This is a genomic window from Marinobacter sp. ES-1, assembly GCF_000475255.1.
Lineage (GTDB): Bacteria > Pseudomonadota > Gammaproteobacteria > Pseudomonadales > Oleiphilaceae > Marinobacter > Marinobacter vinifirmus.
This window is the reverse complement of sequence record NZ_AXBV01000072.1, coordinates 1-24,486: the sequence shown is the minus strand read 5'-3', so window position 1 is coordinate 24,486 and position 24,486 is coordinate 1. Positions and strand designations below refer to the sequence as shown.

The window sequence follows — 24,486 nt, the reverse complement described above, 5'->3', positions numbered from 1 at the left end:
GCCATGCCTGGCGCACCAATAAAAAAGGGCGGCTTTCCACTAGAAAGCCGCCCTTCTGACACCGGTCAAGCCGTTAATCAGACATCCAGGTAATCCAGGATGCCTTCTGCTGCCTGACGGCCTTCCCAGATGGCGGTCACCACCAGGTCAGAACCGCGCACCATATCGCCACCGGCGAAGATTTTCGGGTTACTGGTCTGGAAAGGAAATTCCGACTGCTCCGGCGCGGTTACCCGGCCGGAGTCGTCGGTGTTTACGCCGAACTCGTCAAACCAGGGCGCCGGGCTCGGGCGGAAGCCGAAGGCCACCAGCACCGCGTCTGCCGGGATGATTTCCTCGCTACCGGGCACCACTTCCGGGCGGCGGCGGCCGTTTTCATCCGGGGCGCCCAGTTCGGTGGTGACCACTTTCACGCCTTCCACCTTGCCGTTACCCACGATTTCGACGGGCTGGCGGTTGAACAGAAATTTCACACCTTCTTCCTTGGCGTTGGCCACTTCACGGCGCGAACCCGGCATGTTTTCTTCGTCCCGGCGGTAGGCGCAGGTCACGCTTTCCGCCTGCTGGCGAATGGAAGTGCGGTTACAGTCCATGGCGGTATCGCCACCGCCGAGCACTACGACATTCTTGTCTTTCATATCGATGAACTCTGAGGGTTTCTGCTCAAAGCCCAAGCGGCGGTTCACGTTGGATACCAGGAACGGCAGGGCATCATACACACCCGGCAGGTCTTCGCCCGGGAAGCCGCCCTTCATGTAGGTGTAGGTGCCCATGCCCATGAACACGGCATCGAACTCGTCGATGATCGCCTTCAGCTGCACATCCTTGCCCACCTCGGTATTGAGGCGGAATTCCACACCCATTTCCTCGAACACCTGCCGGCGCCGGGCCATCACGGATTTTTCCAGCTTGAACTCGGGGATGCCGAAGGTCAGCAGACCACCGATTTCCGGATACCGATCAAACACTACCGGCTTCACGCCGTTGCGCACCAGGATGTCGGCACAGCCAAGGCCGGCCGGGCCGGCACCGATAACCGCCACTTTCTTGTCCGTCCACTTCACGTTGGACATATCCGGCTTCCAGCCCAGGGCGAAGGCGGTGTCGGTGATGTACTTTTCAACGGAACCGATGGTCACGGCACCGTAGCCGTCGTTCAGGGTACAGGCACCTTCACACAGTCGGTCCTGCGGGCACACCCGGCCGCAGACTTCCGGCAGGGAGTTGGTCTGGTGGCACAACTCCACGGCTTTCATGATGTTGCCTTCCGACACCAGCTTCAGCCAGTTCGGAATATAGTTGTGTACCGGGCACTTCCACTCGCAATACGGGTTACCGCATTCCAGGCAGCGATGCGCCTGGGAGGCGGCATGGGTTTCGCTGAACGGGTGGTAGATTTCCCCGAACTCTTTCTTGCGCTTCTTGGCGGGCACCTTCTTGGGGTCTACCCGCCCTACTTCCACAAACTGAAAGTCATTATGGAGACGTTCTTTCATGTTGCTGCTCTCTTCATCTCGATTTCGACGGGGGCTGCGCCTGCCGGCCACAGCCCATCAACCTTTCTGAACCCGGGGTTATTCCGGGCGGGCACGGGTATTGGCCAGCAGACTGCGCAGGTTCGCGGCCTTGGGCTTGACCAGCCAGAACCGGCCGATGTAATCGTCGAAATCCTCCAGAAGGTGCTCGGCCCAGGCACTTCCGGTTTCTGAAATATGCTCCCGGATCACACCTCGCAGGTGGTTCCGGTAGGCTTCCATGTCTTCCCGGGAGATCCGCTGGATATCCACCAGCTCGTGGTTGTACTTGTCCACGAAGGTGTTATCCAGGTCCAGTACATAGGCGAAGCCGCCGGTCATACCGGCACCAAAGTTGTAGCCGGTGGAGCCCAGTACGGTTATCAGACCGCCGGTCATGTATTCACAGCAGTGATCGCCTGCGCCTTCCACCACCGCGTGGGCGCCGGAGTTACGCACGGCAAAACGCTCGCCTGCGGTACCGGCGGCAAACAGCTTGCCTCCGGTGGCACCGTACAGGCAGGTGTTACCGATGATGGAGGTTTCCTGGGTTTTGAAGTCGCTGCCACGGGGCGGCTTGACCACCAGCTTGCCGCCGGTCATACCCTTACCCACGTAGTCGTTGGCGTCGCCTTCCAGCACCATGTTCAGGCCACCTACGTTCCAGACACCAAAACTCTGGCCAGCCGTGCCGGTAAGATCCAGCGTGATGGCGGCATCGGCCATGCCCTGGTTGCCATGCCGGGCGGCAATCTCGCCGGACAGGCGGGCACCGATGGAACGGTCGCAGTTGGTGACTTTGTAGCTCCAGGCGCCACCGGATTTCTCGGCGATAGCGGCGGCAGTGTCTTTCACCATCTGTTCTGCCAGTTTGCCCTCATCGAAGGGCTGGTTGCGCTCAACCTGGCACACCTGCGGCTTGTCGGCCGGAATATGATCGTTCTGCAGCAGGCGGCTGAGGTCCAGTTTCTTCTGGCGCTCGGTGTCGCCCGGCAGGCGTTCCAGCAGGTCTACGCGGCCTACGAGTTCTTCCAGGCTGCGCACACCTAACTTGGCCAGCCACTCCCGGGCTTCTTCCGCCACAAAGCGGAAGAAGTTCATGGCCATTTCCACGGTGCCTTTGAAGTGCTCTTCCCGCAGGTAGTCGTTCTGGGTGGCCACGCCGGTGGCGCAGTTGTTCAAATGGCAGATCCGCAGGTATTTACAACCCAGCGCCACCATCGGCGTGGTGCCGAAACCGAAGCTTTCAGCACCCAGAATGGCGGCTTTCACCACGTCCAGGCCGGTCTTGATACCGCCATCGGTCTGCAGGCGAATCTTGCCCCGCAGGTCGTTGGCACGCAGGGCCTGCTGGGTTTCGGTCAGGCCCAGCTCCCAGGGCGAACCGGCGTAGCGAATGGAGGTCAGCGGGCTGGCCGCCGTACCGCCGTCATAGCCGGACACTGTGATCAGGTCGGCGTAGGCCTTGGCCACGCCGGCGGCGATGGTGCCGACACCAGGCTCGGATACCAGCTTCACCGACACCAGCGCTTCCGGGTTCACCTGTTTAAGGTCGAAGATCAGCTGCGCCAGGTCTTCGATGGAGTAGATGTCATGGTGCGGCGGCGGTGAAATCAGGGTCACGCCGGGCACCGAGTAACGCAGCCGGGCGATCAGGTCATTCACCTTGCCACCGGGCAGCTGGCCACCCTCACCGGGCTTGGCACCCTGGGCTACCTTGATTTGCATAACATCGGCACTGCGCAGGTATTCAGCCGTGACGCCGAAACGACCGGAGGCCACCTGCTTGATCTTGGAGCGCTTGTTAGTGCCATAGCGGGCCGGGTCTTCCCCGCCCTCACCGGAGTTGGAGCGGCCACCAAGGGTGTTCATGGCTACCGCCAGCGCCTCATGGGCTTCCGGAGACAAGGCACCGAGGGACATGGCAGCGGAATCGAACCGAGGGAAAATGCGTTCCACCGGTTCCACTTCGCTGAGATCAATGCCCTTGATGTCTTTCTTGAAAGTCAGCAGGTCCCGCAAGGTAGCCACCGGGCGCTCATTCACCAGGCCGGCATATTCCTTGTAGTGACCATAATCGCCGCTGATAACGGCATCCTGCAGCTTCGCCACCACATCCGGGTTGAAGGCATGGTATTCCTGGCCGTGTACATACTTCAGCAGACCACCGGGAGACAGGGACTTGCGGGGTTTCCAGGCTACAGCGGCCAGTTGTTCCTGGTCCTGCTGGAAGTCATAGAAGTCCGCACCCTGAATACGGCTGGGTACACCTTTGAAGCACAGATCCACAACGCTGTCGGCCAGGCCGATGGCCTCGAACAGTTGGGCACCCCGATAGGAGGTAATGGTGGAGATCCCCATCTTGGACAGGATCTTCAGCAAGCCCTTGTTGATGCCCTTGCGGTAATTGTTCTTGGCCTGGACCGGGTCCATCAGCATTTCGCCGGTGCGGATCAGGTCGTTCAGCACCTGGTAGGCCAGGTACGGATACACCGCGGTGGCACCAAAACCGAACAGCACCGCAAAGTGGTGCGGGTCCCGGGCCCAGCCGGTTTCCACGATGATGTTGGAATCGCAACGCAGGCCGTTACGCACCAGGTGGTGGTGAACGGCGCCGGTGGCCATCAGGGAGTTGATCGGCAGTTCGCCCTCGGCCAGCCCCTTATCGCTCAGAATCAGCAGTACCTTGGCACTGCGCGCGGCATTGGCCGCCTGCTCGCAGATACGGCGAACCGCCTGCTCCAGTCCCTCTTCCGGGCGGTAGCTCAGGGCAATGTGCTCAACCTCGAAGCCCGGACGATCGTTGTTGCTGATCTTCAGGAACTTGGCGGGGGACAGCACCGGCGTGGTCAGGATGATCCGGTTGGCGTGGTCCGGGGTTTCCTGGAAAACGTTCTTTTCCGCACCCAGACACGTCTCCAGAGACATCACAATGGTCTCGCGGAGCGGGTCGATGGGCGGGTTGGTTACCTGGGCGAACTTCTGCCGAAAGTAGTCGGCCACATGGCGAACCTTGCTGGACAGCACCGCCATGGGGGTATCGTCACCCATGGAGCCAACCGCTTCCTGGGCGCCTTCACCCAGCGGCCGCAGCACCTGGTCCCGCTCTTCGAACGAGACGTTGAACATCTTCTGGTGCACCAGCAGATCGTCCGATTCCATCAGCCGGAACTCGGGTGTGGCCTGGTCCAGGGTGGTTTCGATGCGCAGGGAGTTGCCCCGCAGCCAGCGCTTGTACGGCTTGGCGTTTTTCAGCCGCTCATCGATATCCGGTGTGTGCAGTACGTCGCCGGTTTCGGTGTCGATGGCGAGCATCTGGCCCGGCCCTACCCGACCCTTGGCAACCACATCGTCCGGAGTGTAGCTGTAAGTGCCGACTTCAGATGCCAGTGTAATAAAGTCATCCTTGGTAACCACCCAGCGCGCCGGGCGCAGGCCGTTACGGTCGAGCATACACAGTGCGTAGCGGCCGTCGGACATAACCAGACCGGCCGGGCCATCCCAGGGCTCCATGTGCATGGAGTTGTATTCGTAGAAGGCGCGCAGGTCCGGGTCCATGGTCTCAACGTTCTGCCATGCCGGCGGAATCATCATGCGCACCGCACGGAACAGGTCCACGCCACCGGCCAGCAGGATTTCCAGCATGTTGTCCATGCTGGAGGAGTCAGAACCGGTCAGGTTCACCAGCGGCTGCAGGGTTTGCAGGTCCGGCAGGGCCGGAGAACTGAACTTGGCGGCACGGGCGATGGCCCAGTTACGGTTGCCGTCGATGGTGTTGATTTCGCCGTTGTGGGCCAGGAAGCGGAACGGCTGGGCCAGCGGCCAGCGCGGCATGGTGTTGGTGGAGAACCGCTGGTGGAACACACAGATCGCGGTTTGCAGGTCCGGGTCGCCCAGATCCTTGTAGAAGTTCGCCAGGTCTGCCGGCATCATCAGGCCTTTGTAGGCCAGGGTACGGTGAGACAGGCTGCAGATGTAGAACTCGGAGTCATCCGCCATATCCCGCTCGGCATGGCGGCGGCCAACAAACATGCTGATGGCAAAGTCTTGCTCAGACTTTCCGGCCGGCAGCACGAACACCTGCTCGATGCGGGGCATACAATCCCGGGCCATGGGGCCCAGGCAACTGTCATCCACCGGCACTTCCCGCCAGCCCATGATTTCCAGGCCCTGCTCGGTCAGTCTTTGCTCAACCGCAGCCCTTCCGGCTGCAGCCCTGGATTCCTCCGGAGCTAAAAAAACCTGGCCAACTGCAAACAAGTCGCCAGGTTTTTTTCCAAACGCCGCTTCCGCAGCTTTAATGAGGAAGGCCTTGGGGCTCTGCAAAAGGAGCCCACAACCATCGCCGGTTTTGCCATCTGCTGCGATGCCTCCGCGGTGGGTCATACAGGTGAGGGATTCAATAGCAGTTTGCAACAGCTTATGGCTGGCCTCGCCCTTCATGTGGGCAATCAGGCCAAAACCGCAGTTGTCCCTGAATTCGTCGGGATGATACAAGCCTGTTGTCATAAGCGTTCTCTCGTGTAAAAAGGCTTCCCGCCAGCCCCTTATGCACTGCCTTAGTGCACAAAATGAACTGACACCAAAAAAAAGGGGGAAGGGAGTCTACGCACGTATTTGTACCTACGCAACACCTTTTTATACGGGAGAGGCTACTTTTTGCAATTTTGCACCGGGATGGTGCAAAACAGGGGGTCTAAAAGAGGGCAGAAAGGCCGCAGGGCACCATAATCGGCCCCTGCAGCCGGGTATGCAGGAATAAGGTCAGCGGATAAAGGCGTTCAGCGTCGCCTGGATATTGCCGGGGGCCGCTTCGTCGGTTACATAGGCATCTCCCAGCGCTTTCATCAGCACCAGGCGAAGCTTGCCGTCGACATTCTTTTTGTCCACCGCCATCAGGCTCATGAAATCGTCTTCGGTCATGCCTTCCGGAGCCAGCTCTGGCAACCGGGCCCGGCGGATCAGCTCCGCAGCACGATCCCGGTCCGCAGGCGTGATGTTGCCTTCGCGAACCGAAAGATCAGCCGCCATCAGCATGCCGGTACCCACTGCTTCGCCATGCAGCCAGTTGCCGTAGCCCGCAAAGGTCTCGATGGCATGGCCAAAAGTATGCCCCAGGTTGAGAATCGCCCGCAGGCCGCCTTCTTTTTCATCCAGCGCAACCACCTCGGCCTTGCACAGGCAGGAACGGTAGATAGCTTCACCCAGGGCCGCCGGCTCCAGCCGGACCAGCTTGTCAATGTGCTGCTCCAGCCAACCCAGAAACGGCTCTTCCCGGATCAAACCATACTTGATGACTTCCGCCAGCCCGGCAGAGACTTCCCGGGGTGGCAGGGTGGCCAGGGAATCGGTATCAATCAACACCGCCTGCGGCTGATGGAATGCACCCACCATGTTTTTGCCCAAGGGATGGTTGATGCCGGTTTTTCCGCCCACGGAGGAATCCACCTGGGACAACAGGGTTGTGGGAATCTGGATAAAGGGCACGCCCCGCTGATAGCAGGCCGCCGCAAACCCGGCCATGTCCCCCACTACACCGCCACCAAGGGCCGCGATGGTGGTTTTGCGGGTGTGACGGTTTTCGAGCAAGCCATCGAAGATCAGGTTCAGGGTTTGCCAGTCTTTGTATTTTTCACCATCCGGCAGGGTAACCACATCCACGGTTTTACCGGGGAAGCAGGCACGGGCTTTTTCGAGGTACAGGGGCGCGACCGTTTCGTTGGTAACGATCATCACCTGGTTGCCGGCCACCCTGGGAGTCAGGTCAAAGGAGCCAAGCAAACCCTGACCGATAATAATCGGGTAGCTGCGCTCCCCGAGGTCAACGTCAAGTTCTCGAAGTACCTTGTACATAGTCACGACCTTCTTTGCGTCTTTGCCGTTTGTGCCGGGGGGTTCTGGGGTTGATACGGTTGACCAGCTGCCGGACCACCAGCCGGGGGCTTTTCCGATCTGTGTACATCACGATATCCGCCAGCCTGGTATACAGCGGATCACGGATATCGAACAGTCTGCGCAGGACGGTCTCCGGATCGTCATTCTGCAGCAACGGGCGGTTACGGTCTTTGCGGGTGCGCTCCACCTGTTGCTCGATGGAGGTTTTCAGGTACACCACCACAGAGTTTTTCTTCAATAACGGATGGTTTTCCGGGCGCATTACAGCGCCACCACCGGTGGCCAGAACGGTGCCCTGTTCGCCGGTAAGCTCATCCAGCATGGCAGTTTCCCGCTGGCGAAAGCCGTCCTCCCCTTCCACATCGAAGATCCAGGGAATATTGGCGCCGCAGCGTTCTTCAATAATGCGGTCAGAATCGAGAAAACGGTACCCGAGTTCCTTGGCTAGCATCCGGCCGATGGTACTTTTTCCAGCCCCCATGGGCCCGACCAGTACTACGCGTTTGGGCAAAGACATAATTTCCGCTCAACAGATTTCAAGCGGGTGAGAATAGCACAGGGCGCACCTTTCCATAAGTCACCGGCACCAGAAGCACTACTCCAGACACGAAAAAGCCGCCGGGGTTAGCGGCGGCTTTTTCGGTTTACTGGCCGGATCAGTCGATCAGGTCGTTCTTGGTGATCTTCGGAGTGATGAAGATCAGCAGCTCACTGCGCTCATTGATGTGCTCAGTGCGCTTGAACAGGCGGCCAAGGTACGGAATATCACCCAGGAACGGAGTCTTGGTGGTTTGCGTGGCCACCTCGGACTGGAAGATACCACCCAGAACCACCGTTTCACCGTTCGCGACCAACACCTGAGTAGTTACCTCGTTGGTGTTGATAGAGGGGATGCCCGCTGTAACCTCACCACGGGAGTCCTGATTCACGACGAGGTCCATAATGATCTTGTCATCCGGGGTGATTTGCGGCGTCACTTCCAGAGACAGCACCGCTTCCTTGAACTCTACGTTGGTCGCACCGCTTGAGGTGGCTTCCTGGTACGGAATCTCTTCACCGGACTTGATCGACGCAGTCTGGCGGTCCGCAGTCACAACCCGCGGCTGGGAGACCACTTCTGCACGGCCGTCGCTTTCGAGGGCAGAAAGTTCCAGGTCTACCAGGAAGTCATCACTGCCCCAACCGATTGCAAAGGAGGATGCGCCGTCACCGGAGACGCCGAGATCAACACCCAAAGCACCCGGGAAGGAGATGGAATTGCTGCCACCGCCAGCGGCATCACGGGCTTCCTGCAGAGTGCCCAGCGAGCCACCAATGGTCACAACGTCATCGCCATCGACATTGTAAGCAGCACCCCCCCAGCGAACACCGATGTCTTCAGCCACATTGGTTTGTGCCCGGACAATGCGTGCCTCGATAGAAACCTGGCGCACAGGTACATCCCAGGTAGTTACCAGGCGACGTATCTCTTCCAGCTTGTCCGCCGTCTCACGAACACTGATGGTGTTGGTGCGGGCATCTGACGATACAAAACCGCGTGAGGAAATGAGTTCTTCATCCGCCTGAATCAGGGCTACCACATCGGCGGCCTTGGCATAGTTCACCTGGATAATATCCAGACGAACCGGCGCCAGCTCAGCGATCTGCTTGGAGGTTTCCAGCTCAAGCTTTTCACGGGCGGCAATTTCATCCGCCGGCGCTACCAGAAGAACGTTGCCAATCTGGCGCTTGTCCAGGCCCTTGGTTTTAAGAATCAGATCCAGCGCCTGATCCCAGGGTACATTCTGCAAGCGCAGGGTAATGCTGCCACCCACAGTGTCACTGGCCACCAGGTTCAGGCCGGTGAAATCGGCAATCAGCTGAAGTACAGAGCGCACTTCAATATCCTGGAAGTTCAGGGACAGTTTCTCACCGGTGTACGGGAACTTCTCTTCGCGGCGGATTTCTGCTTCTTCCTGGGAAAGCTCTTCAACACTGACCGTGAACTCCCGGCCAGACTGATAGGCAATGTAGTCATAATCGCCTTCCGGACGGATTTCGATAACCGCATTGCCATCTTCAACAAAGGTATCGATACGGGTTACCGGAGTGGCGAAGTCGGAAACATCCAGGCGACGGCGCAGGTTGGCAGGCACCTCCAGGTCCGGCATGGTCAGCCGGATACGGCCACCAAGCTCAGTCAGGTTTACAGCGGCCTTGGTGCTGCCGAGATCCACAATCACCCGGCCTTCACCGTCTTTGCCCCGGCGGAAATCCACGTCTGCCAGCGCATTGGAAGATGAGGTTGAGGCAACTGGCGCTGACTGGGGCTGTGCCGGGCGGGAGCTCGCCACAGGCGCTGAACCGCCTCCACCAATGGTCATCACCAGCGAGTTATTGTTGCGAACCGTTTCATGAGGCACCAGCTCCACCAGGTTGAAGATCAACCGGGTGCGGTCCTTGGTTTCCACGACCGTCAGGCTCTGGGCATTTCCGCTACCCAGCGGAATGCTGCGCTGATTGAGGCCGCTGGTGGTATCCGACAGGTCTACGGCGATCCGTGCAGGACGCTCGATGGTATAACCCTTAGGTTCGGGCGGGGCACCATCGAACTTCATGGTCACCTCGAGGCCTTCCCCCGGCAGCGACGTAAACGATACGTCTTCCAGCGTGACCGCTCCGGCCAGGCTACTCCATAACCCGATGGCAATCACGCCGACACAGACATTGAGTTTTTTGAACATCGCTAGCCTCGATCCCACAACTTTTTGTTCGTGCATGTTTCTGTCATTCATGTTTTTGCCGCTCCCCTGCCTCATCCTTCATCCAGGGACAGGGAGCGCGGGCGCTCGACCCAACCACCCCGGCCGTTCGGAACGATTTCCACCAGCTCGATCCGGGTGTCGCTCACGCCAACCACCCGGCCATAATTCTGGCCCATGTAGTTACCGGTACGAACCCGATGAATCCCACCTTCGTTGTCCCGTATTAACGCGAACAGGTTGCCATCCACGCCTTGCAGAGTACCGACCATTCCAAGTGATTTAAGGTCAAAGTTCTCAAGTACTTCTTTCGGTCGATCGAGGTCCGGCTCTACGTCACTCACCGGTTCTTCATCGGCCATGGTCAGCTGTACATCGATGGGCGGCTCGAACGGCGCTCTCCGATCGGCTGCCGAATAACTGAACGCCTCGTAGGCTTTGAATTCCGGCAGGGGCTCAACGTGGCCCCGGGGCTTGGCCCGGGTATCCGCCATAAACTTGTCCAGATCAGAGAAACCGTTTCCCTGGGAACAAGCCGTCAGCAAAGAGGCCAGACACACACCCAGCCAGGCTTTTCCCGCATGCTTTCCTGTCATGCTCACTCTCCAGCCCGGTAGCGGTAGGTACGGGCAACAACCTGCATATCAAGCTGGTCACCCTCTCCGCTGATTGGTTTGATGGTTAAATCGTGCAATGTAACGATCCGCGGCAGGCTGGCCACACTGCTGACGAAAGAGGCAAGCTCGTGGTAGGCGCCCGAAACCCGGATGTTAATCGGCAGCTCCGAGTAGAAGTCCCGGCGCTGTTCCGGCTGCAGCTTCACTTCCTGCAGCGCCAGGCCATTACCCAACGCCGTATTGGTGATGTCCTCAAGCAGGCCCGGAACTTCCGTCTCACTGGGTAGCTGACGCACCAGCGCTCCGAAGGTTTCCTCCATCTCGGCCATCTGGGCCTTGAACACGTCCAGGTTGGCCACCTGGTAGGCCTTCTGCTCGTACTGCTGCTTGAGTTCCTGCTCCTGCTTTTCGACACGGTCGAGCTGAGCGTACTGATCCTTGATAAAGAACCAGTAGCCACCACCAAGAATCAGGCCGAAGACTATCAGCGCAACAATCGCCTTGACCGGCGCAGGCCAGATACCCGCGTTATTGATATCAAGGTCATTGATATCGAATTCATTCAGGCTTTTAAGTGAGTCCGCGAGGCTCATTGTTTATCCTCCCCTTCGGGCTCTGGAGTTTTTTGCTGCACAGAGAGGTTGAACTGGCTGTATCCGGCACGGCGATCGTCTGCCACAGCCACGTTGGACAGGTTCGGACTGGTAAACCAGTCAGACTCGTCAAAGCGGCGCATCAGGTTTGAAATGCGACTGTTGGACTCGGCCATGCCAACGATATCGATCTGATCCCCCGACCGCTTCAGGTCAGTAAAGAACAGGCCATCGGGCAACGTGCGCACCAACTCGTCAAATACCCTGACAATAACAGGGCGCTTGCCCTGCAGATCCTGGATGACCTGCATACGAGCCAGCAGCTCGTCGCGCTGCCGCTTGAGGTTTTCAATCTCTTTGATTTGCTTATCCAGTTCCTTACCGGCCGTTTCGATGTAGGCATTACGGGACTGCTGGTAGGCAATCCGGTTATCCATATCGCTCTTCCAGAGGAATGCCAGGCCTGCGGCAATAATCGCCGCGCCCAGAATCATCACCACGAACTGTTTCTGTTTTTCAGCCCGCAGTTCTTCACGCCAGGGTCTGAGGTTAATCTTTGCCATCAGTCGAAACTCCTCATTGCCAGACCACAGGCAATCATCAACGACGGGGCATCATTGCTCAGGGCTGAGGCGTTTACCCGGGAGCCGATCGACATATCGGCGAAGGGGTTGGCCACCAGGGTCCGGGTACCGGTTTTTTCTTCAACCATTTCAACCAGCCCCTGTATAGAAGCGGTTCCACCCGCCAGCACCACATAATCCACCGAGTTGTACTGGCTGGCACCGAAGAAGAATTGCAGTGCGCGGGCAGCCTGCTGAACCACTGCTTCCCGGAAGGGGCCAAGTACTTCTTCTTCGTAGTCGTCCGGCAGCCCGCCCTTTTTCTTGGCCAGGCCGGCTTCCTCGAACGACACGCCATAGCGGCGCTGGATTTCTTCCGTCAGCTGGCGGCCACCGAAGATTTGTTCACGGGTATAAACCGTCGTGCCGCCGGCGAGAACGCTAAGCGTGGTCATGGTGGCACCCAGGTCGACAATGGCAACGACCATTTCCTCGCCCTGCCCGTCGAGCTGTTGTTCGATCAGGGTGTAGGCGCGCTCAAGGGCATTGGCTTCAACGTCGACAATCTTGGATTTCAGGCCGGCAATTTCAAGCACGTCTTCCCGGACATCCACGTTCTCTTTCCGGCAAGCCGCCAGGAGCACTTCAACTTTGTCCGGGTTAGATTCGGAAGGCCCCTGAACCTCAAAATCCAGGGCCACTTCATCCAGCGGATAGGGAATGTACTGATCCGCCTCAAGGCCGATCTGGTCTTCCATCTCGAACTCATTGAGGCCGCTGTCCATCTCAATGATCTTGGTGATGACCGCCGAACCGGACACCGCGACAGCAGCTTGTTTGACGCTGGTGTGGGACTTGGACGCCACCCGCTTGAGCACTTCGCCCACAGCTTCGACGTTGGTGATATTTTTCTCGACTACCACATCAGCCGGCAACGGCTCTACGGCATAGCTCTCGACCCGATAACGACTGCCATGTTTCGACAGCTCGAGCAGCTTCACTGAACTGGAGCTGATATCCACGCCCAGCACAGCACTGGATTTTTTTCCTGGTAATCCGAACACGCGCTCACCCTATACCTGGTTGAATACACCCGGCTGTGCAACCCTGGAGCTCCTGAGTTCCGGTAGCTGTCCCAGAATTGCGCTATCTGTTTTTTATGTAAGAGAATTTCTTGTTTTTTACGTCTACAATGCACTCTCTTATTTATTCAGGAGCGATTGCAGGTTGGAAAGGCCACCCAAGCCTTCCTAAAGTAATTTCTCAAATAATAGACCTATATCCAACTGTTGTCTGAAAAAAATGTCTAATCTGCTGCGTACATCTCGTGTTTTAGCCTGGTTCATTCTCACCGGCCTGAGTGTCGCTGTTATTGTTGCCTCCAGCTTCTACCTTTACCTTCGCCCCAACCTGCCGGATGTTGACCAGCTGCTGGACGTAAAGCTGCAGACGCCGCTGAGGGTGTATAGCAAAGACAACAGATTAATAGCAGAATTCGGCGAAAAGAGAAGGGCACCGGTCACAATAGAACAGATCCCTACAATTCAGTTACAAGCCTTTATGGCCGCTGAAGACTCCCGCTTTTACGACCACTTCGGGGTAGACATCAAAGGCCTGACGCGGGCTGCCATCGAACTGGTCTCCACCGGCGAAATCCAGTCTGGCGGCAGCACCATCACCATGCAGGTTGCAAAAAATTACTTTTTGTCACGGGACCGCACCTTCATCCGCAAGTTCAACGAGATACTGCTGGCACTTCAGATTGAACGTGAACTGAACAAAGAACAGATCTTCGAGCTGTACCTGAACAAGATTTATCTGGGTAACCGGGCCTATGGTATCGCAGCGGCAGCTCAGGTGTATTACGACAAACCGGTTAACGAACTCTCGCTCGCCCAGATGGCCATGCTGGCAGGCCTGCCCAAGGCACCTTCTGCCTATAATCCGCTGGCAAACCCAGAGCGGGCGCTGATTCGCCGGGACTGGATTCTTGGCCGGATGAAAGATCTGGGATACATCAGCGAAGAAGCCTGGGCCCTTGCCAAAGACGCACCTATTACCGCCAGCTACAACACCAGGGAAACCGAAGTGAACGCCGACTACCTGGCCGAGATGGCCCGCGCCGAAATGGTTCGCAGGTTTGGCGAGGAAGCCTACACCGATGGGTACAGCGTAACCCTCACCGTGGATAGTGAAAAGCAGCAGGCTGCCACCGAAGCCCTGCAGGCGGGCCTGGAAGACTACGACCGCCGCCACGGTTTCCGTGGCGCTATCGGCCAGATTGATGTGAGCGACCTGTCAGGCGACGAAATCTCCCGACAACTGCTCAACTATCCGCAAGTGGAGTCACTGGTGCCCGCCGTGGTTACCCGTATCGACGATGAGGCAGGTGAAGTGCATGCCCAGCTGCGCAGACTGGGCACCGGGATCATAGGCTTCGACACCATGACCTGGGCCAAGCGGTACCGCACCGAAAACCTGACGGGCCCGGAACCGAAAAAGCCGTCAGACGTGGTGAGCGTCGGTGACGTGATTTACACGAAGATCCTGGAACTGCCGCAGGTCACCGAACTGCCAGAGGCCAATGACGATCAGCCGGATCCCGAAGACGCGGGTGCCGGCACCCTGAAAGCGGCCCTTGCCCAGGCACCAAAAGTGGAAGGCGCCCTGATCTCACTGACCGCAAAAACCGGTGCCATCGAAGCCCTGGCCGGCGGCTACAGCTTCAGCCAGAGCAAATACAACCGTGCCACCCAGGCCCAGCGCCAGCCGGGCTCTACCTTCAAGCCGTTCCTGTACCTGGCGGCCCTGGAAAACGGTCGCACACCGGCCACCCTTTATAATGACGCGCCGATTGTTTTCGATGACTCGGAACTGGAAGACACCTGGCGCCCCCAGAATTCATCAGGGCAATTCTACGGCCCCACCACCTTGCGTGAGGGCCTCTATCGCTCACGGAACCTGGTATCTATTCGCCTGCTTCGGGACCTGGGCATTCAGACCACCCTTGATTACCTGGGCCAGCTGAAAGTACCGACCAACAACATGCCATCCAACCTGTCACTGTCTCTGGGCAGTGGCTTGCTGACTCCGATGGAACTGGCCCGGGCCTTCGCGGTTATCGCCAACGGGGGATACGATGTACAACCGTACCTGATCGAGCGTATCGAGGAATCTGACGGCACCGTGGTATACGAAGCACCGGAAACCATACTGTGCGACAGTAACTGCGACCAGCTGGCAGAAAACGAGAACGCCACAGACATCCAGACCGACGAGCTTCCCGATACCGAAGGCATGGCACTGCCCGCCTCTGCAGACGAATCCGAAGGGCCAAGGGTAATGCGCCGGCTGGCCGATGAGCGGTCCGTGTACATCCTGCATTCGATCATGCAGGACGTCATCCGCCGGGGTACCGGCCGCCGCGCACTGGTCCTTGAGCGCAGTGACCTGGCGGGCAAAACCGGTACAACCAACGAGCAGAAAGACACCTGGTTTGCCGGCTTCAACCACGACATGGCAACAACCGTATGGGTCGGCTTTGATCAGCCAGCCCCGCTTGGTCGCGCCGAATATGGTGCCAGCACCGCCCTGCCGGTGTGGCTGGATTACATGAAAGTCGCGCTGAAGGATGCGCCTGCCGCCACCATGGACCGGCCCAACGGCCTTGCCAGCATCCGCATTAACCCGCAGACCGGTGAGCGGGCACGGCCGGGAGAGGACGGCGTATTCGAGCTGTTCAAGGAAGAAGACGTGCCGGCCCCGCTTTCTGCAGATGACAACGGCTCCGGACTGAATGGCGAATCTGAAGGCTTGTCACGGCAGATTTTCTGACCGAAAAGCGAAGATACAGACACAAAAAAACCGGCGGGATCTCCGCCGGTTTTTTTATGAAGCCAGACTACATCGCAATCAGATGATGTCGTCCATGGACTTCAGCGGGTAGTGGGCCGGGTAAGGCAGGCCAGCTACACCGGAGTCTACCGCGGCACGGGCCACAGCAGCAGGAACCACTTCCAGCAGACGAACATCCATCGGCTTGGGAATGATGTATTCCTTGCCAAACTCCAGGCTATCTACACCGTAAGCGGCACAGATTTCCTGGGGTACCGGCTCCTTGGCCAGCTCACGGATGGCGTGAACAGCGGCCACTTTCATTTCCTCGTTGATAGCGGTTGCACGAACGTCCAGCGCGCCACGGAAAATGAACGGGAAGCCCAGTACGTTGTTTACCTGGTTCGGATAGTCAGAGCGACCGGTCGCCATGATCAGGTCATCACGGGTAGCCATGGCCACTGCCGGGCTGATTTCCGGATCCGGGTTGGAGCAGGCAAACACGATCGGGTTCGGAGCCATCTTGGCCAGCTGCTCGGCACCCAACAGGTCCGGGCCGGAGAGACCCAGGAATACATCAGCACCGTCGATAGCGTCGTCCAGGGTGCGCTTGTCCGTCTCGTTCGCGAACATCGCCTTATACTGGTTCAGATCGTCACGACCAGAGTGGATCACACCCTTACGGTCGAGCATGTAGATGTTTTCAGAGCGGATACCGCAGCTGACCAACAGCTTCATGCAGGCGATTGCGGCCGCACCAGCGCCCAGACAAACCACCTTGGCTTCTTCGATTTTCTTACCCTGCAGCTCAAGGGCATTGATCATGCCGGCTGCAGTTACGATGGCAGTACCGTGCTGGTCATCGTGGAAGATGGGCACATTGCACTTTTCGATCAGAGCGCGCTCGATCTCGAAGCACTCGGGTGCCTTGATGTCTTCCAGGTTGATGCCGCCGAAGGTATCTGCGATACGCTCAACAGTTTCAATAAACGCTTGCGGGCTTTCGGAATTGACTTCGATATCGAATACGTCGATTCCGGCAAAGCGCTTGAACAGTACGCCCTTGCCTTCCATTACCGGCTTGCTCGCCAGGGGGCCGAGATTACCCAGACCCAGGATGGCAGTACCGTCAGAAATAACGGCTACCAGGTTACCCTTGGCTGTGTATTTGTATGCATTCTCGGGGTCCTTCGCGATCTCGCGGACCGGTTCGGCAACCCCGGGGCTGTACGCCAGGGAAAGATCGCGGGCAGTTTCGGTCGGCTTGGTGATTTCAACACTCAGCTTACCCGGCCGCGGTTTGGCGTGATATTCAAGGGCTGCTTCTTTCAGATCTTGAGACATTGCCACTGTTCCGTTTGTCACGTTTAAAGGTAAATACCGCCGGAGCTAGCCAGCGGAGCGCGCCATTATGGCGCGCCCGACCCGAAACGACAAGCCGAAATCGAACATTTTACAATCAGTCAATAGGGCATTTTGCGTATGCAGCAGCAAAGGGGCCCGATCTGCAGGCACAAAAAAAGCGCCCGAAGGCGCTTTTTTCAGCATTGCGGCAATGATCAGTCTTTCTTGCCGCCGATCCGGCTGCCGAAACGCTTCTGGAAGCGATCGATACGACCACCGGTGTCCATAACCTTCTGCTTGCCAGTGTAGAACGGGTGGCACTGGGAGCAAACGTCCAGCTGCAGGTCGTGACCAACAGTAGAACGGGTCTTGATCACGTTACCGCAGGAACAGGTAGCGGTGATGTCTTCGTACTTCGGGTGAATACCTTCTTTCATGGCGAACCTCTTTCGGTCATGCCGCTACCTGATCACCCGCCGTAAGGGGCGGTTTCAGCCAGGCACCGCATGTTTGAATCAATTGGAAAGACCGTGCACAATCAAGCCCGGCCAGAAACAGACCGCGAATCTTACTGACAAACCCGGCCACAGGCAAGTATCTTGCTCCCCCGGAACCAGCCCGTAAACTACCGCCGGCGCCATACCGCCCGTTTTCAGGATACGCAGATACCGTGACACGGCCAGCAACTGCCCGCATCGCCCTCAACCGCCCGCTCCGCAGGCTGTTTGACTACCGGGTTCCGGATGGCCTTGAGCTGACCCCGGGGCAGCGGGTGAAAGTGCCTTTCGGCCGGCAAACCCTGACCGGCCTGGTGGTAGAAACAGGGGTTCAACCGCCAGAAGGCATTACCCTGAAGCCGGTGGCCGAAACCCTGGAGCCCTGGCCCGCCCTACCCGAAAGCACCTTCCGGCTATTAACCTGGGCCAGCGACTACTATCAGCACCCACTGGGCGAATGCCTGTTCACCACCCTACCCCCCGCCTTGCGCAAAGGCCGGCCGGCGCGGGAAAAGCCGGATGAAAGCTGGCACTGCACAGCCAGCGAGCCCGCCCTGCCGGCCACCGCGCACCGCCAGCGGGCACTGTTCAATACGGTAAAAGAAGCGCCCGGCATAACCACCAGCGCCCTGGTACAGGCCGGCTTCAGCCGCGCACAGATGCGTGCACTGGAACAGAAAGAACTGATACAGCAGAAGGAGGCGATTGCCGGCATAACCACAGCTGCCGAAGCCGACCTGTCCGCTCCGCTGCTGTCAGCAGCTCAACAAACAGCGGCTGCCGGTTTACCGGAACATACCGATGAATTTTCAGCCACCCTTTTATACGGCATTACCGGAAGCGGCAAAACCGAACTGTACCTGCACTACCTGAAAACCCGCCTGCAGGACAACGAGCAAGCACTGGTGCTGGTGCCGGAAATCAACCTGACGCCGCAAACCCTGGCCCGCTTCCGCCGCTATTTCGGCAACCGGATTGCGGTATGGCATTCCGCCCTGAACGACGGCGAGCGCTTGAGCACCTGGCTGAAAATCCGCAACGGCGAGCCGGTTATCCTGATTGGCACCCGCTCTGCCGTACTGCTTCCGTTTACCGGGCTGCGCACCATCATCGTGGACGAAGAGCACGACAGTTCCTACAAGCAGGGTGAGGGCTTCCGCTATTCCGGCCGGGATGTGGCCGTATACCGGGCCCACCTGAATCAGTGCCCGGTGATTCTCGGCTCCGCCACGCCCTCTCTGGAATCCTGGCACAACGCCAGTCAGGGCAAATACCAGCTCATCCGGCTGGAAGAACGGGCCGGCAACGCCAAGCCTCCGGCGCTGGAGCTGCTGGATATCCGCAGCCGGCCACTGGAAGCCGGGCTGTCCCGACCTGCCCTGACTGCTATCAAAGAAACACTGGATAAAGGCGAACAGGCACTGGTATTTGTAAACCGCCGCGGCTTCGCCCCCGTGATGATGTGCTTCGACTGCGGACACCTGGAAGAATGCCCCCGCTGCGACACCCGCCTGACCTATCACAGGCGGGACAGGGCCATGCGCTGCCACCACTGCGACTTCCAGATGGCCGCCAGCCACAACTGCCCGAAATGCCAGAGCGAGAATTTCAAACCTGTGGGCCAGGGCACCGAGCGTACCGAAGACACCCTGGCCGAACAGTTCCCGGACACTCCAGTGGTGCGGGTCGACCGGGACAGCACCCAGCGCAAGGGCAGCATCCAGGCTATATTGAAAAAAGTGAACAGCGGCGAGCCGTGCATACTGGTGGGCACCCAGATGCTGGCCAAGGGCCACGACTTTCCCAACGTGACCCTAGTGTGCGTGGTGAATGCAGACGGAGGCCTGTTCAGCGTGGACTTCCGCGCACCGGAACAGATGATACAGACCCTGTTACAGGTGAGCGGCCGCGCCGGCCGGGGCGACAAACCCGGAAAAGTACTGATCCAGACCTGCCACAGCGACCACCCACTGCTCAACGCCTTGCACCAGGGCCGCTACGCCAACATCGCCGACCAGCTACTGGCCGAACGCGAAGGCGGCCAACTCCCGCCCTTCCGGGCCATGGCCATCCTGCGGGCCGAAGCGGACACCATGCAGCACAGCCTGCAACTGCTGGACACCCTGAAACCCATGGCACAAACACCGGGCATAGAAGTATGGGGTCCGCTACCAGCCGTCATCGCCCGCAAGGCCGACCGCCACCGTGCCCAGCTAGTACTTGTTAGTGACAGCCGGGGCCAGCTGAACCGGCTACTGAGCCATATATGCCAATACCTGGACCAGGCAAAACTGCCCACCAGCACCCGCTGGATGGTGGATGTAGACCCCCAGGAAACCGGCTGAACACACGCCATGCCCTGATCCGGTAAACCCGTACTCCAGGCTTTTTGCTTACACCCCAACTTTCCGCGATAATACGCCCCTTCTGATTTCAACGGGCGCCCTGCCCTGTATCCATTCTCCTGAACACCGAGTCATCTGACGCATGAAAGAGACCGTATCCGAGCTTCTCCAGTCTGCACTGGCTGCCCTGCAATCCGAAGGCACCCTGCCGGCCGACCAGACCTTTACCCCCCAGGTTGGTAACACCAAGGACAAATCCCACGGCGATTACGCCTGCAACATTGCCCTGATGGCCGCCAAGTCGGCTGGCTGCCCGCCACGAAAGCTGGCCGAGGCACTGGTGGCAGCGTTGCCGGAGAGTTCAGCGGTTGAGAAGGTGGAAATTGCCGGGCCGGGCTTTATTAACTTTTTCATGAGCACCGCCAGCGCGTTCGGCATTGTGAACACCATCCTGGATGAAGCGGAACAGTTCGGCCGCAACAACACCGGCAAGGGCGAGAAGGTTCAGGTGGAGTTTGTGTCTGCCAACCCCACCGGCCCCCTGCACGTGGGCCACGGCCGTGGCGCTGCGATTGGCGACTGCCTGTGCCGCCTGCTGGAAGCCAACGGTTACGACGTTACCCGTGAGTTCTACTACAACGACGCCGGTGCCCAGATCAACAACCTGGCCCTGTCGGTTCAGTCCCGCGTTAAGGGCCTGACACCGGAAGACGAAAGCTGGCCGGAAGATGGTTACCGGGGCGACTACATTGTCGACGTGGCCAACGCCTATATGGCCGGCGAAACCGTAATTGCCGACGACCGGGAAGTAACCGCCAAGGCCGACCCGGACGACCAGGATGCCATCCGCGAATTCGCCGTGGCCTACCTGCGCCGCGAGCAGGACCTGGACCTGAAAGCCTTCGGCGTTCAGTTCGATGTGTATTTCCTGGAATCGTCGCTGTACGAAGATGGCAAGGTAGAAGCCACTGTTGAGCGCCTGAAAGCCAACGGCTACACCTACGAGCAAGACGGCGCCATGTGGCTGAAAACCACCGAGTTCGGCGACGACAAAGACCGCGTAATGCGCAAAAAGGACGGCGGCTATACCTACTTCCTGCCGGATGTAGCCTACCACCTGGACAAGTGGCAGCGCGGCTTCACCACCGTGATCAACGAGCAGGGTGCGGACCACCATTCCACGGTAACCCGCGTGCGCGCCGGCCTGCAGGCACTGAAAGTCGGCATCCCCCAGGGCTGGCCGGACTACGTTCTGCACCAGATGGTGATGGTGACCCGCTCCGGCCAGGAAGTGAAAATCTCCAAGCGCGCCGGCAGCTACGTGACCGTTCGGGACCTGATCGACGAAGTGGGCCGCGATGCTACCCGTTTCTTCCTGGCGGCGCGCCGCGTGGATTCCCAGTTGACATTCGATATCGACCTGGCCCGCTCCCAGACCAATGAAAACCCGGTGTATTACATTCAGTATGCCCATGCCCGGATTTGCAGCGTACTGCGCAAACTGGCCGCCGAAGGCGTACAGCGTGGCCTGAACGAATGCGTGGGCGATTTGAGCCTGCTGACCCTGGACGAAGAAAAAGAACTGGCCAATCAGCTGGCGAAATACCCGGAGCTGATTGCCAACTCCGCCGCCCAGCGCGAGCCGCACCACCTCACCCACTACCTGCGTGAGCTAGCCGGCCAGTTCCACACCTACTACAACGCCCACAAGGTGTTGATTGAAGACACAGCCCTGCGGGATGCCCGTGTGAGCCTTTACCTGGCGGTACGACAGGTGATTGCCAACGGCCTGGACTTGCTGGGCGTGAGCGCACCGGAAGAGATGTAAGCCGGCCATGGCCAGAGACTACGCCAAAAAGGATCGCCCCGCGGGCAAAGGCGCCGCTGCCCCCAGGCAGAAGGCCGCCGCCCGCAAGGCACCAAAACCCAAGCGCAGCGCCCCTGCGCACAGGCAGCACGGGAGTTTGTCCTTGAAGTGGGTTCTGTCTCTGGCCGCCGTCGGTGGCTTTATCGGTTTTATTGTTTACCTGAACACCCTACCTGCAGGCCCGGAAGCGCCGAAACAGGCAGCACCGGCCCAGCAACAAGCAAACCCTGCGGCCACCAAGGCCAGGCAGGATGCTGCCCGGCAAAAAGAGCAGAATTTCCGCTTCTATGAAATGCTGCCGGAATCCGAGGTGGTGCCTCCGAAAGTACAGGAGTACACCCCGGGCCCGGCCAAAACGGCGTTCGACTACATCCTCCAGTCCGGCTCCTTCCGCAGCAAGGAAGACGCTGAGCGCCAGCGCGCCCAGATTGCCTTCCAGGGCCTTCGCGCCCACGTTCAGCAGATCACACAGGATAATGGCGGAGTCTGGTACCGGGTGAATGTCGGGCCGTTCACCTCTCGCAGCCAGATGAATTCGGCTGTGGATAAGCTGGTGTCCATCAATATCCAGCCTTTGGTGCGGAAGGTTCCCAAAGAAGGCTAAGCTCGGGTGCATGGGGCAGGTTTGGGGGAGGCTTTCCAAAAACCTGCCCGCAAACTCTTGCGCGACCTTCGGCTCAAACAAACCGCTCCCAAGCCCGCTCTCCGGCAAACGCCACTTGAATTACCGCGAAACGTCTCCATAAATCCAAAATGAAAATTTGATACAGGCAACTGGAGCCATAATGACTACGATCGTATCCGTCCGTCGTGACGATGAAGTCGCCATGGGAGGTGACGGCCAGGTTTCTCTGGGCAACACCGTCATGAAAGGGAACGCCCGCAAAGTGCGCCGTTTGTACAACGGCCAGGTTATTGCCGGGTTTGCCGGTGGCACTGCAGACGCCTTCACCCTTTTTGAACGCTTTGAAGCCCAGCTGGAGAAACACCAGGGCAACCTCACCCGCGCTGCGGTGGAGCTGGCCAAAGACTGGCGTAGTGACAGGGCCCTGCGCAAGCTGGAAGCCTTGCTGGCCGTGGCCGACAAGACTGCCTCGCTGATTATTACCGGTAACGGTGATGTCATCGAGCCGGAACAGGGCCTGATTGCCATTGGTTCCGGCGGGGCCTTTGCCCAGGCGGCGGCGCGGGCACTGCTTGAGAATACCGATATGAGCGCCCACGAGATTGCAGAGAAGGCGCTGGAGATTGCCGGCGACATCTGCATCTACACCAACCAGAACCGCACTCTGGAAGTGCTGCCCATCAAAGACTGACCGGAGCGACCATGTCTGCAATGACTCCCCGTGAAATCGTTCACGAACTTAACAAACACATCGTGGGCCAGCAGGAAGCCAAGCGTGCCGTGGCCATTGCCCTGCGTAACCGCTGGCGCCGGATGCAGCTGGACAGCAGCCTGCGTGACGAGATTACCCCCAAGAATATCCTGATGATCGGCCCCACCGGCGTGGGTAAAACCGAGATTGCCCGCCGCCTGGCAAAGCTGGCCGATGCGCCCTTCCTGAAGGTGGAAGCCACCAAGTTTACCGAAGTGGGCTATGTGGGCCGGGATGTGGAGTCCATTATCCGGGATCTGGCGGATATGGCTGTGAAGATGCTCCGTGAGAAGGAGATGAAACGGCACGAAAACCGTGCCCTGGACGCGGCCGAAGACCGCATTCTGGATGCCCTGCTGCCGCCGGCGCGGGATTTCAACGAAGACAGCCAGCGTACCAGCAACGATTCCGCCACTCGCCAGATGTTCCGCAAGAAACTGCGGGAAGGTGAGCTGGACGACAAGGAAATCGAGATTGACCTGCGCAGCAGCAGCGCCGGCGTTGAGATTATGGCGCCTCCCGGTATGGAGGAGATGACCAACCAGCTGCAGAGCATGTTCTCCAACCTGTCTTCCGATAAGCGTAAGACCCGGAAGATGAAGGTGGCAGACGCCCTGAAACTGGCTAAGGATGAAGAAGCCGCCAAGCTGGTGAACGAGGAAGAGATCAAACAGAAAGCGCTGTTGGCCGTTGAGCAGAACGGCATCGTGTTTCTCGACGAGATCGACAAGGTGGCCAAGCGTTCCGAGAACACCTCGTCTGACGTCTCCCGTGAAGGCGTACAGCGTGACTTGCTGCCGCTGATCGAGGGCAGCACCGTAAGCACCAAGTATGGTGCCGTGCGTACCGATCACATCCTGTTCATCGCCTCCGGTGCGTTCCACCTGTCCAAGCCGTCGGACCTGATTCCGGAACTGCAGGGCCGTCTGCCGATCCGGGTAGAGCTACAAGCGCTGACACCGGACGACTTCAAACGCATCCTGACCGAGCCGGACGCGTCTCTGGTGCAGCAGTATGAAGCCCTGATGGGCACCGAAGGCGTGAAGCTGACGTTTGCAGACGATGCCATTGCCCGTATTGCGGAAGTGGCCTACAAGGTGAACGAAACCACCGAAAACATCGGCGCCCGCCGCTTGCATACGGTACTGGAGCGCCTGCTGGAGAGCCTGTCATACGATGCCGGCGACAAGGTAACCGAGGTGTTCGAAGTCACCGCCGCCTATGTCGACGAGAAACTGGGCGAGTTGGCAGAAGACGAAGACCTGAGCCGGTATATCCTTTGACATCCTCGCCCACCTGA

General features: G+C 58.8%; 17 protein-coding genes. 6 read left to right on the top strand and 11 right to left on the bottom strand.

What is annotated here, in order from left to right; all coding sequences use genetic code 11:
- Positions 1-77 precede the first annotated feature (77 nt).
- The 9 genes from Q668_RS13400 to Q668_RS13360 form a co-directional block, all read right to left on the bottom strand.
- On the bottom strand, positions 78-1,496 hold the full coding sequence (locus Q668_RS13400; RefSeq protein ID WP_022990132.1) for an FAD-dependent oxidoreductase: 1,419 nt from the start codon (positions 1,494-1,496) through the stop codon (positions 78-80).
- Positions 1,497-1,574: 78 nt separating this feature from the next.
- Entirely contained in the window at positions 1,575-6,023 is a 4,449-nt protein-coding gene (gene gltB, locus Q668_RS13395; protein ID WP_022990131.1) for a glutamate synthase large subunit, read from the bottom strand.
- 255 nt (positions 6,024-6,278) lie between these two features.
- On the bottom strand, positions 6,279-7,367 hold the full coding sequence (gene aroB / locus Q668_RS13390; RefSeq protein WP_022990130.1) for a 3-dehydroquinate synthase: 1,089 nt from the start codon (positions 7,365-7,367) through the stop codon (positions 6,279-6,281).
- Positions 7,342-7,926 carry a shikimate kinase AroK gene (aroK, locus tag Q668_RS13385; RefSeq protein WP_036220006.1) on the bottom strand — a complete coding sequence of 195 codons (585 nt, stop codon included), beginning with the start codon at positions 7,924-7,926 and terminating at the stop codon, positions 7,342-7,344. Before aroK ends, aroB begins: the two co-directional genes overlap by 26 nt.
- Positions 7,927-8,065: 139 nt before the next feature.
- Positions 8,066-10,183 (bottom strand): type IV pilus secretin PilQ, encoded by a 2,118-nt coding sequence (gene pilQ / locus Q668_RS13380; RefSeq protein WP_036220008.1) that lies wholly within the window; start codon positions 10,181-10,183, stop codon positions 8,066-8,068.
- A gap of 20 nt (positions 10,184-10,203) precedes the next feature.
- On the bottom strand, positions 10,204-10,746 hold the full coding sequence (locus tag Q668_RS13375; protein ID WP_022990127.1) for a pilus assembly protein PilP: 543 nt from the start codon (positions 10,744-10,746) through the stop codon (positions 10,204-10,206).
- Between the two features lie 2 nt (positions 10,747-10,748).
- Entirely contained in the window at positions 10,749-11,360 is a 612-nt protein-coding gene (locus Q668_RS13370; protein ID WP_022990126.1) for a type 4a pilus biogenesis protein PilO, read from the bottom strand.
- Complete coding sequence (locus tag Q668_RS13365) at positions 11,357-11,923, bottom strand: PilN domain-containing protein (protein ID WP_022990125.1); 567 nt, start codon at positions 11,921-11,923, stop codon at positions 11,357-11,359. Before Q668_RS13365 ends, Q668_RS13370 begins: the two co-directional genes overlap by 4 nt.
- A complete protein-coding gene (locus tag Q668_RS13360; RefSeq protein ID WP_036220002.1) occupies positions 11,923-12,987 on the bottom strand; it encodes a pilus assembly protein PilM in 1,065 nt (354 codons plus the stop codon). Before Q668_RS13360 ends, Q668_RS13365 begins: the two co-directional genes overlap by 1 nt.
- A gap of 238 nt (positions 12,988-13,225) precedes the next feature.
- On the opposite strand from Q668_RS13360, the gene Q668_RS13355 reads away from it, so the two are divergent.
- Positions 13,226-15,757 carry a penicillin-binding protein 1A gene (locus Q668_RS13355; RefSeq protein WP_022990123.1) on the top strand — a complete coding sequence of 844 codons (2,532 nt, stop codon included), beginning with the start codon at positions 13,226-13,228 and terminating at the stop codon, positions 15,755-15,757.
- 78 nt (positions 15,758-15,835) lie between these two features.
- Here Q668_RS13355 and Q668_RS13350 read toward each other — a convergent pair whose 3' ends face one another.
- Positions 15,836-17,101, bottom strand: coding sequence for a malic enzyme-like NAD(P)-binding protein (locus Q668_RS13350; RefSeq protein ID WP_022990122.1), 1,266 nt, complete (start codon positions 17,099-17,101; stop codon positions 15,836-15,838).
- Positions 17,102-17,316: 215 nt separating this feature from the next.
- The gene (rpmE, locus tag Q668_RS13345; RefSeq protein ID WP_022990121.1) at positions 17,317-17,538 is read right to left on the bottom strand and encodes a 50S ribosomal protein L31; all 222 of its coding nucleotides are present in this window, start codon (positions 17,536-17,538) and stop codon (positions 17,317-17,319) included.
- A 233-nt stretch (positions 17,539-17,771) separates the two neighbouring features.
- On the opposite strand from rpmE, the gene Q668_RS13340 reads away from it, so the two are divergent.
- The 5 genes from Q668_RS13340 (at position 17,772) to hslU (ending at position 24,469) form a co-directional block, all read left to right on the top strand.
- Complete coding sequence (locus Q668_RS13340) at positions 17,772-19,943, top strand: primosomal protein N' (protein ID WP_022990120.1); 2,172 nt, start codon at positions 17,772-17,774, stop codon at positions 19,941-19,943.
- Between the two features lie 142 nt (positions 19,944-20,085).
- Positions 20,086-21,771: an arginine--tRNA ligase gene (gene argS / locus Q668_RS13335; RefSeq protein WP_022990119.1), complete on the top strand. Its 1,686-nt coding sequence runs from the start codon at positions 20,086-20,088 to the stop codon at positions 21,769-21,771.
- A gap of 7 nt (positions 21,772-21,778) precedes the next feature.
- Complete coding sequence (locus Q668_RS13330) at positions 21,779-22,414, top strand: SPOR domain-containing protein (RefSeq protein WP_022990118.1); 636 nt, start codon at positions 21,779-21,781, stop codon at positions 22,412-22,414.
- A gap of 181 nt (positions 22,415-22,595) precedes the next feature.
- Entirely contained in the window at positions 22,596-23,126 is a 531-nt protein-coding gene (hslV, locus tag Q668_RS13325) for an ATP-dependent protease subunit HslV (protein WP_022990117.1), read from the top strand.
- Positions 23,127-23,137: 11 nt separating this feature from the next.
- Complete coding sequence (gene hslU, locus Q668_RS13320) at positions 23,138-24,469, top strand: ATP-dependent protease ATPase subunit HslU (RefSeq protein ID WP_022990116.1); 1,332 nt, start codon at positions 23,138-23,140, stop codon at positions 24,467-24,469.
- Positions 24,470-24,486: the final 17 nt, after the last annotated feature.

Bases quoted from the DNA above. Each gene is read 5' to 3' on its own strand.
- Q668_RS13400 (WP_022990132.1), bottom strand. From the start codon at position 1,496: ATGAAAGAACGTCTCCATAATGACTTTCAGTTTGTGGAAGTAGGGCGG.
- gltB (WP_022990131.1), bottom strand. From the start codon at position 6,023: ATGACAACAGGCTTGTATCATCCCGACGAATTCAGGGACAACTGCGGT.
- aroB (WP_022990130.1), bottom strand. From the start codon at position 7,367: ATGTACAAGGTACTTCGAGAACTTGACGTTGACCTCGGGGAGCGCAGC.
- aroK (WP_036220006.1), bottom strand. From the start codon at position 7,926: ATGTCTTTGCCCAAACGCGTAGTACTGGTCGGGCCCATGGGGGCTGGA.
- pilQ (WP_036220008.1), bottom strand. From the start codon at position 10,183: ATGAATGACAGAAACATGCACGAACAAAAAGTTGTGGGATCGAGGCTA.
- Q668_RS13375 (WP_022990127.1), bottom strand. From the start codon at position 10,746: ATGACAGGAAAGCATGCGGGAAAAGCCTGGCTGGGTGTGTGTCTGGCC.
- Q668_RS13370 (WP_022990126.1), bottom strand. From the start codon at position 11,360: ATGAGCCTCGCGGACTCACTTAAAAGCCTGAATGAATTCGATATCAAT.
- Q668_RS13365 (WP_022990125.1), bottom strand. From the start codon at position 11,923: ATGGCAAAGATTAACCTCAGACCCTGGCGTGAAGAACTGCGGGCTGAA.
- Q668_RS13355 (WP_022990123.1), top strand. From the start codon at position 13,226: ATGTCTAATCTGCTGCGTACATCTCGTGTTTTAGCCTGGTTCATTCTC.
- Q668_RS13350 (WP_022990122.1), bottom strand. From the start codon at position 17,101: ATGTCTCAAGATCTGAAAGAAGCAGCCCTTGAATATCACGCCAAACCG.
- rpmE (WP_022990121.1), bottom strand. From the start codon at position 17,538: ATGAAAGAAGGTATTCACCCGAAGTACGAAGACATCACCGCTACCTGT.
- argS (WP_022990119.1), top strand. From the start codon at position 20,086: ATGAAAGAGACCGTATCCGAGCTTCTCCAGTCTGCACTGGCTGCCCTG.
- Q668_RS13330 (WP_022990118.1), top strand. From the start codon at position 21,779: ATGGCCAGAGACTACGCCAAAAAGGATCGCCCCGCGGGCAAAGGCGCC.
- hslV (WP_022990117.1), top strand. From the start codon at position 22,596: ATGACTACGATCGTATCCGTCCGTCGTGACGATGAAGTCGCCATGGGA.
- hslU (WP_022990116.1), top strand. From the start codon at position 23,138: ATGTCTGCAATGACTCCCCGTGAAATCGTTCACGAACTTAACAAACAC.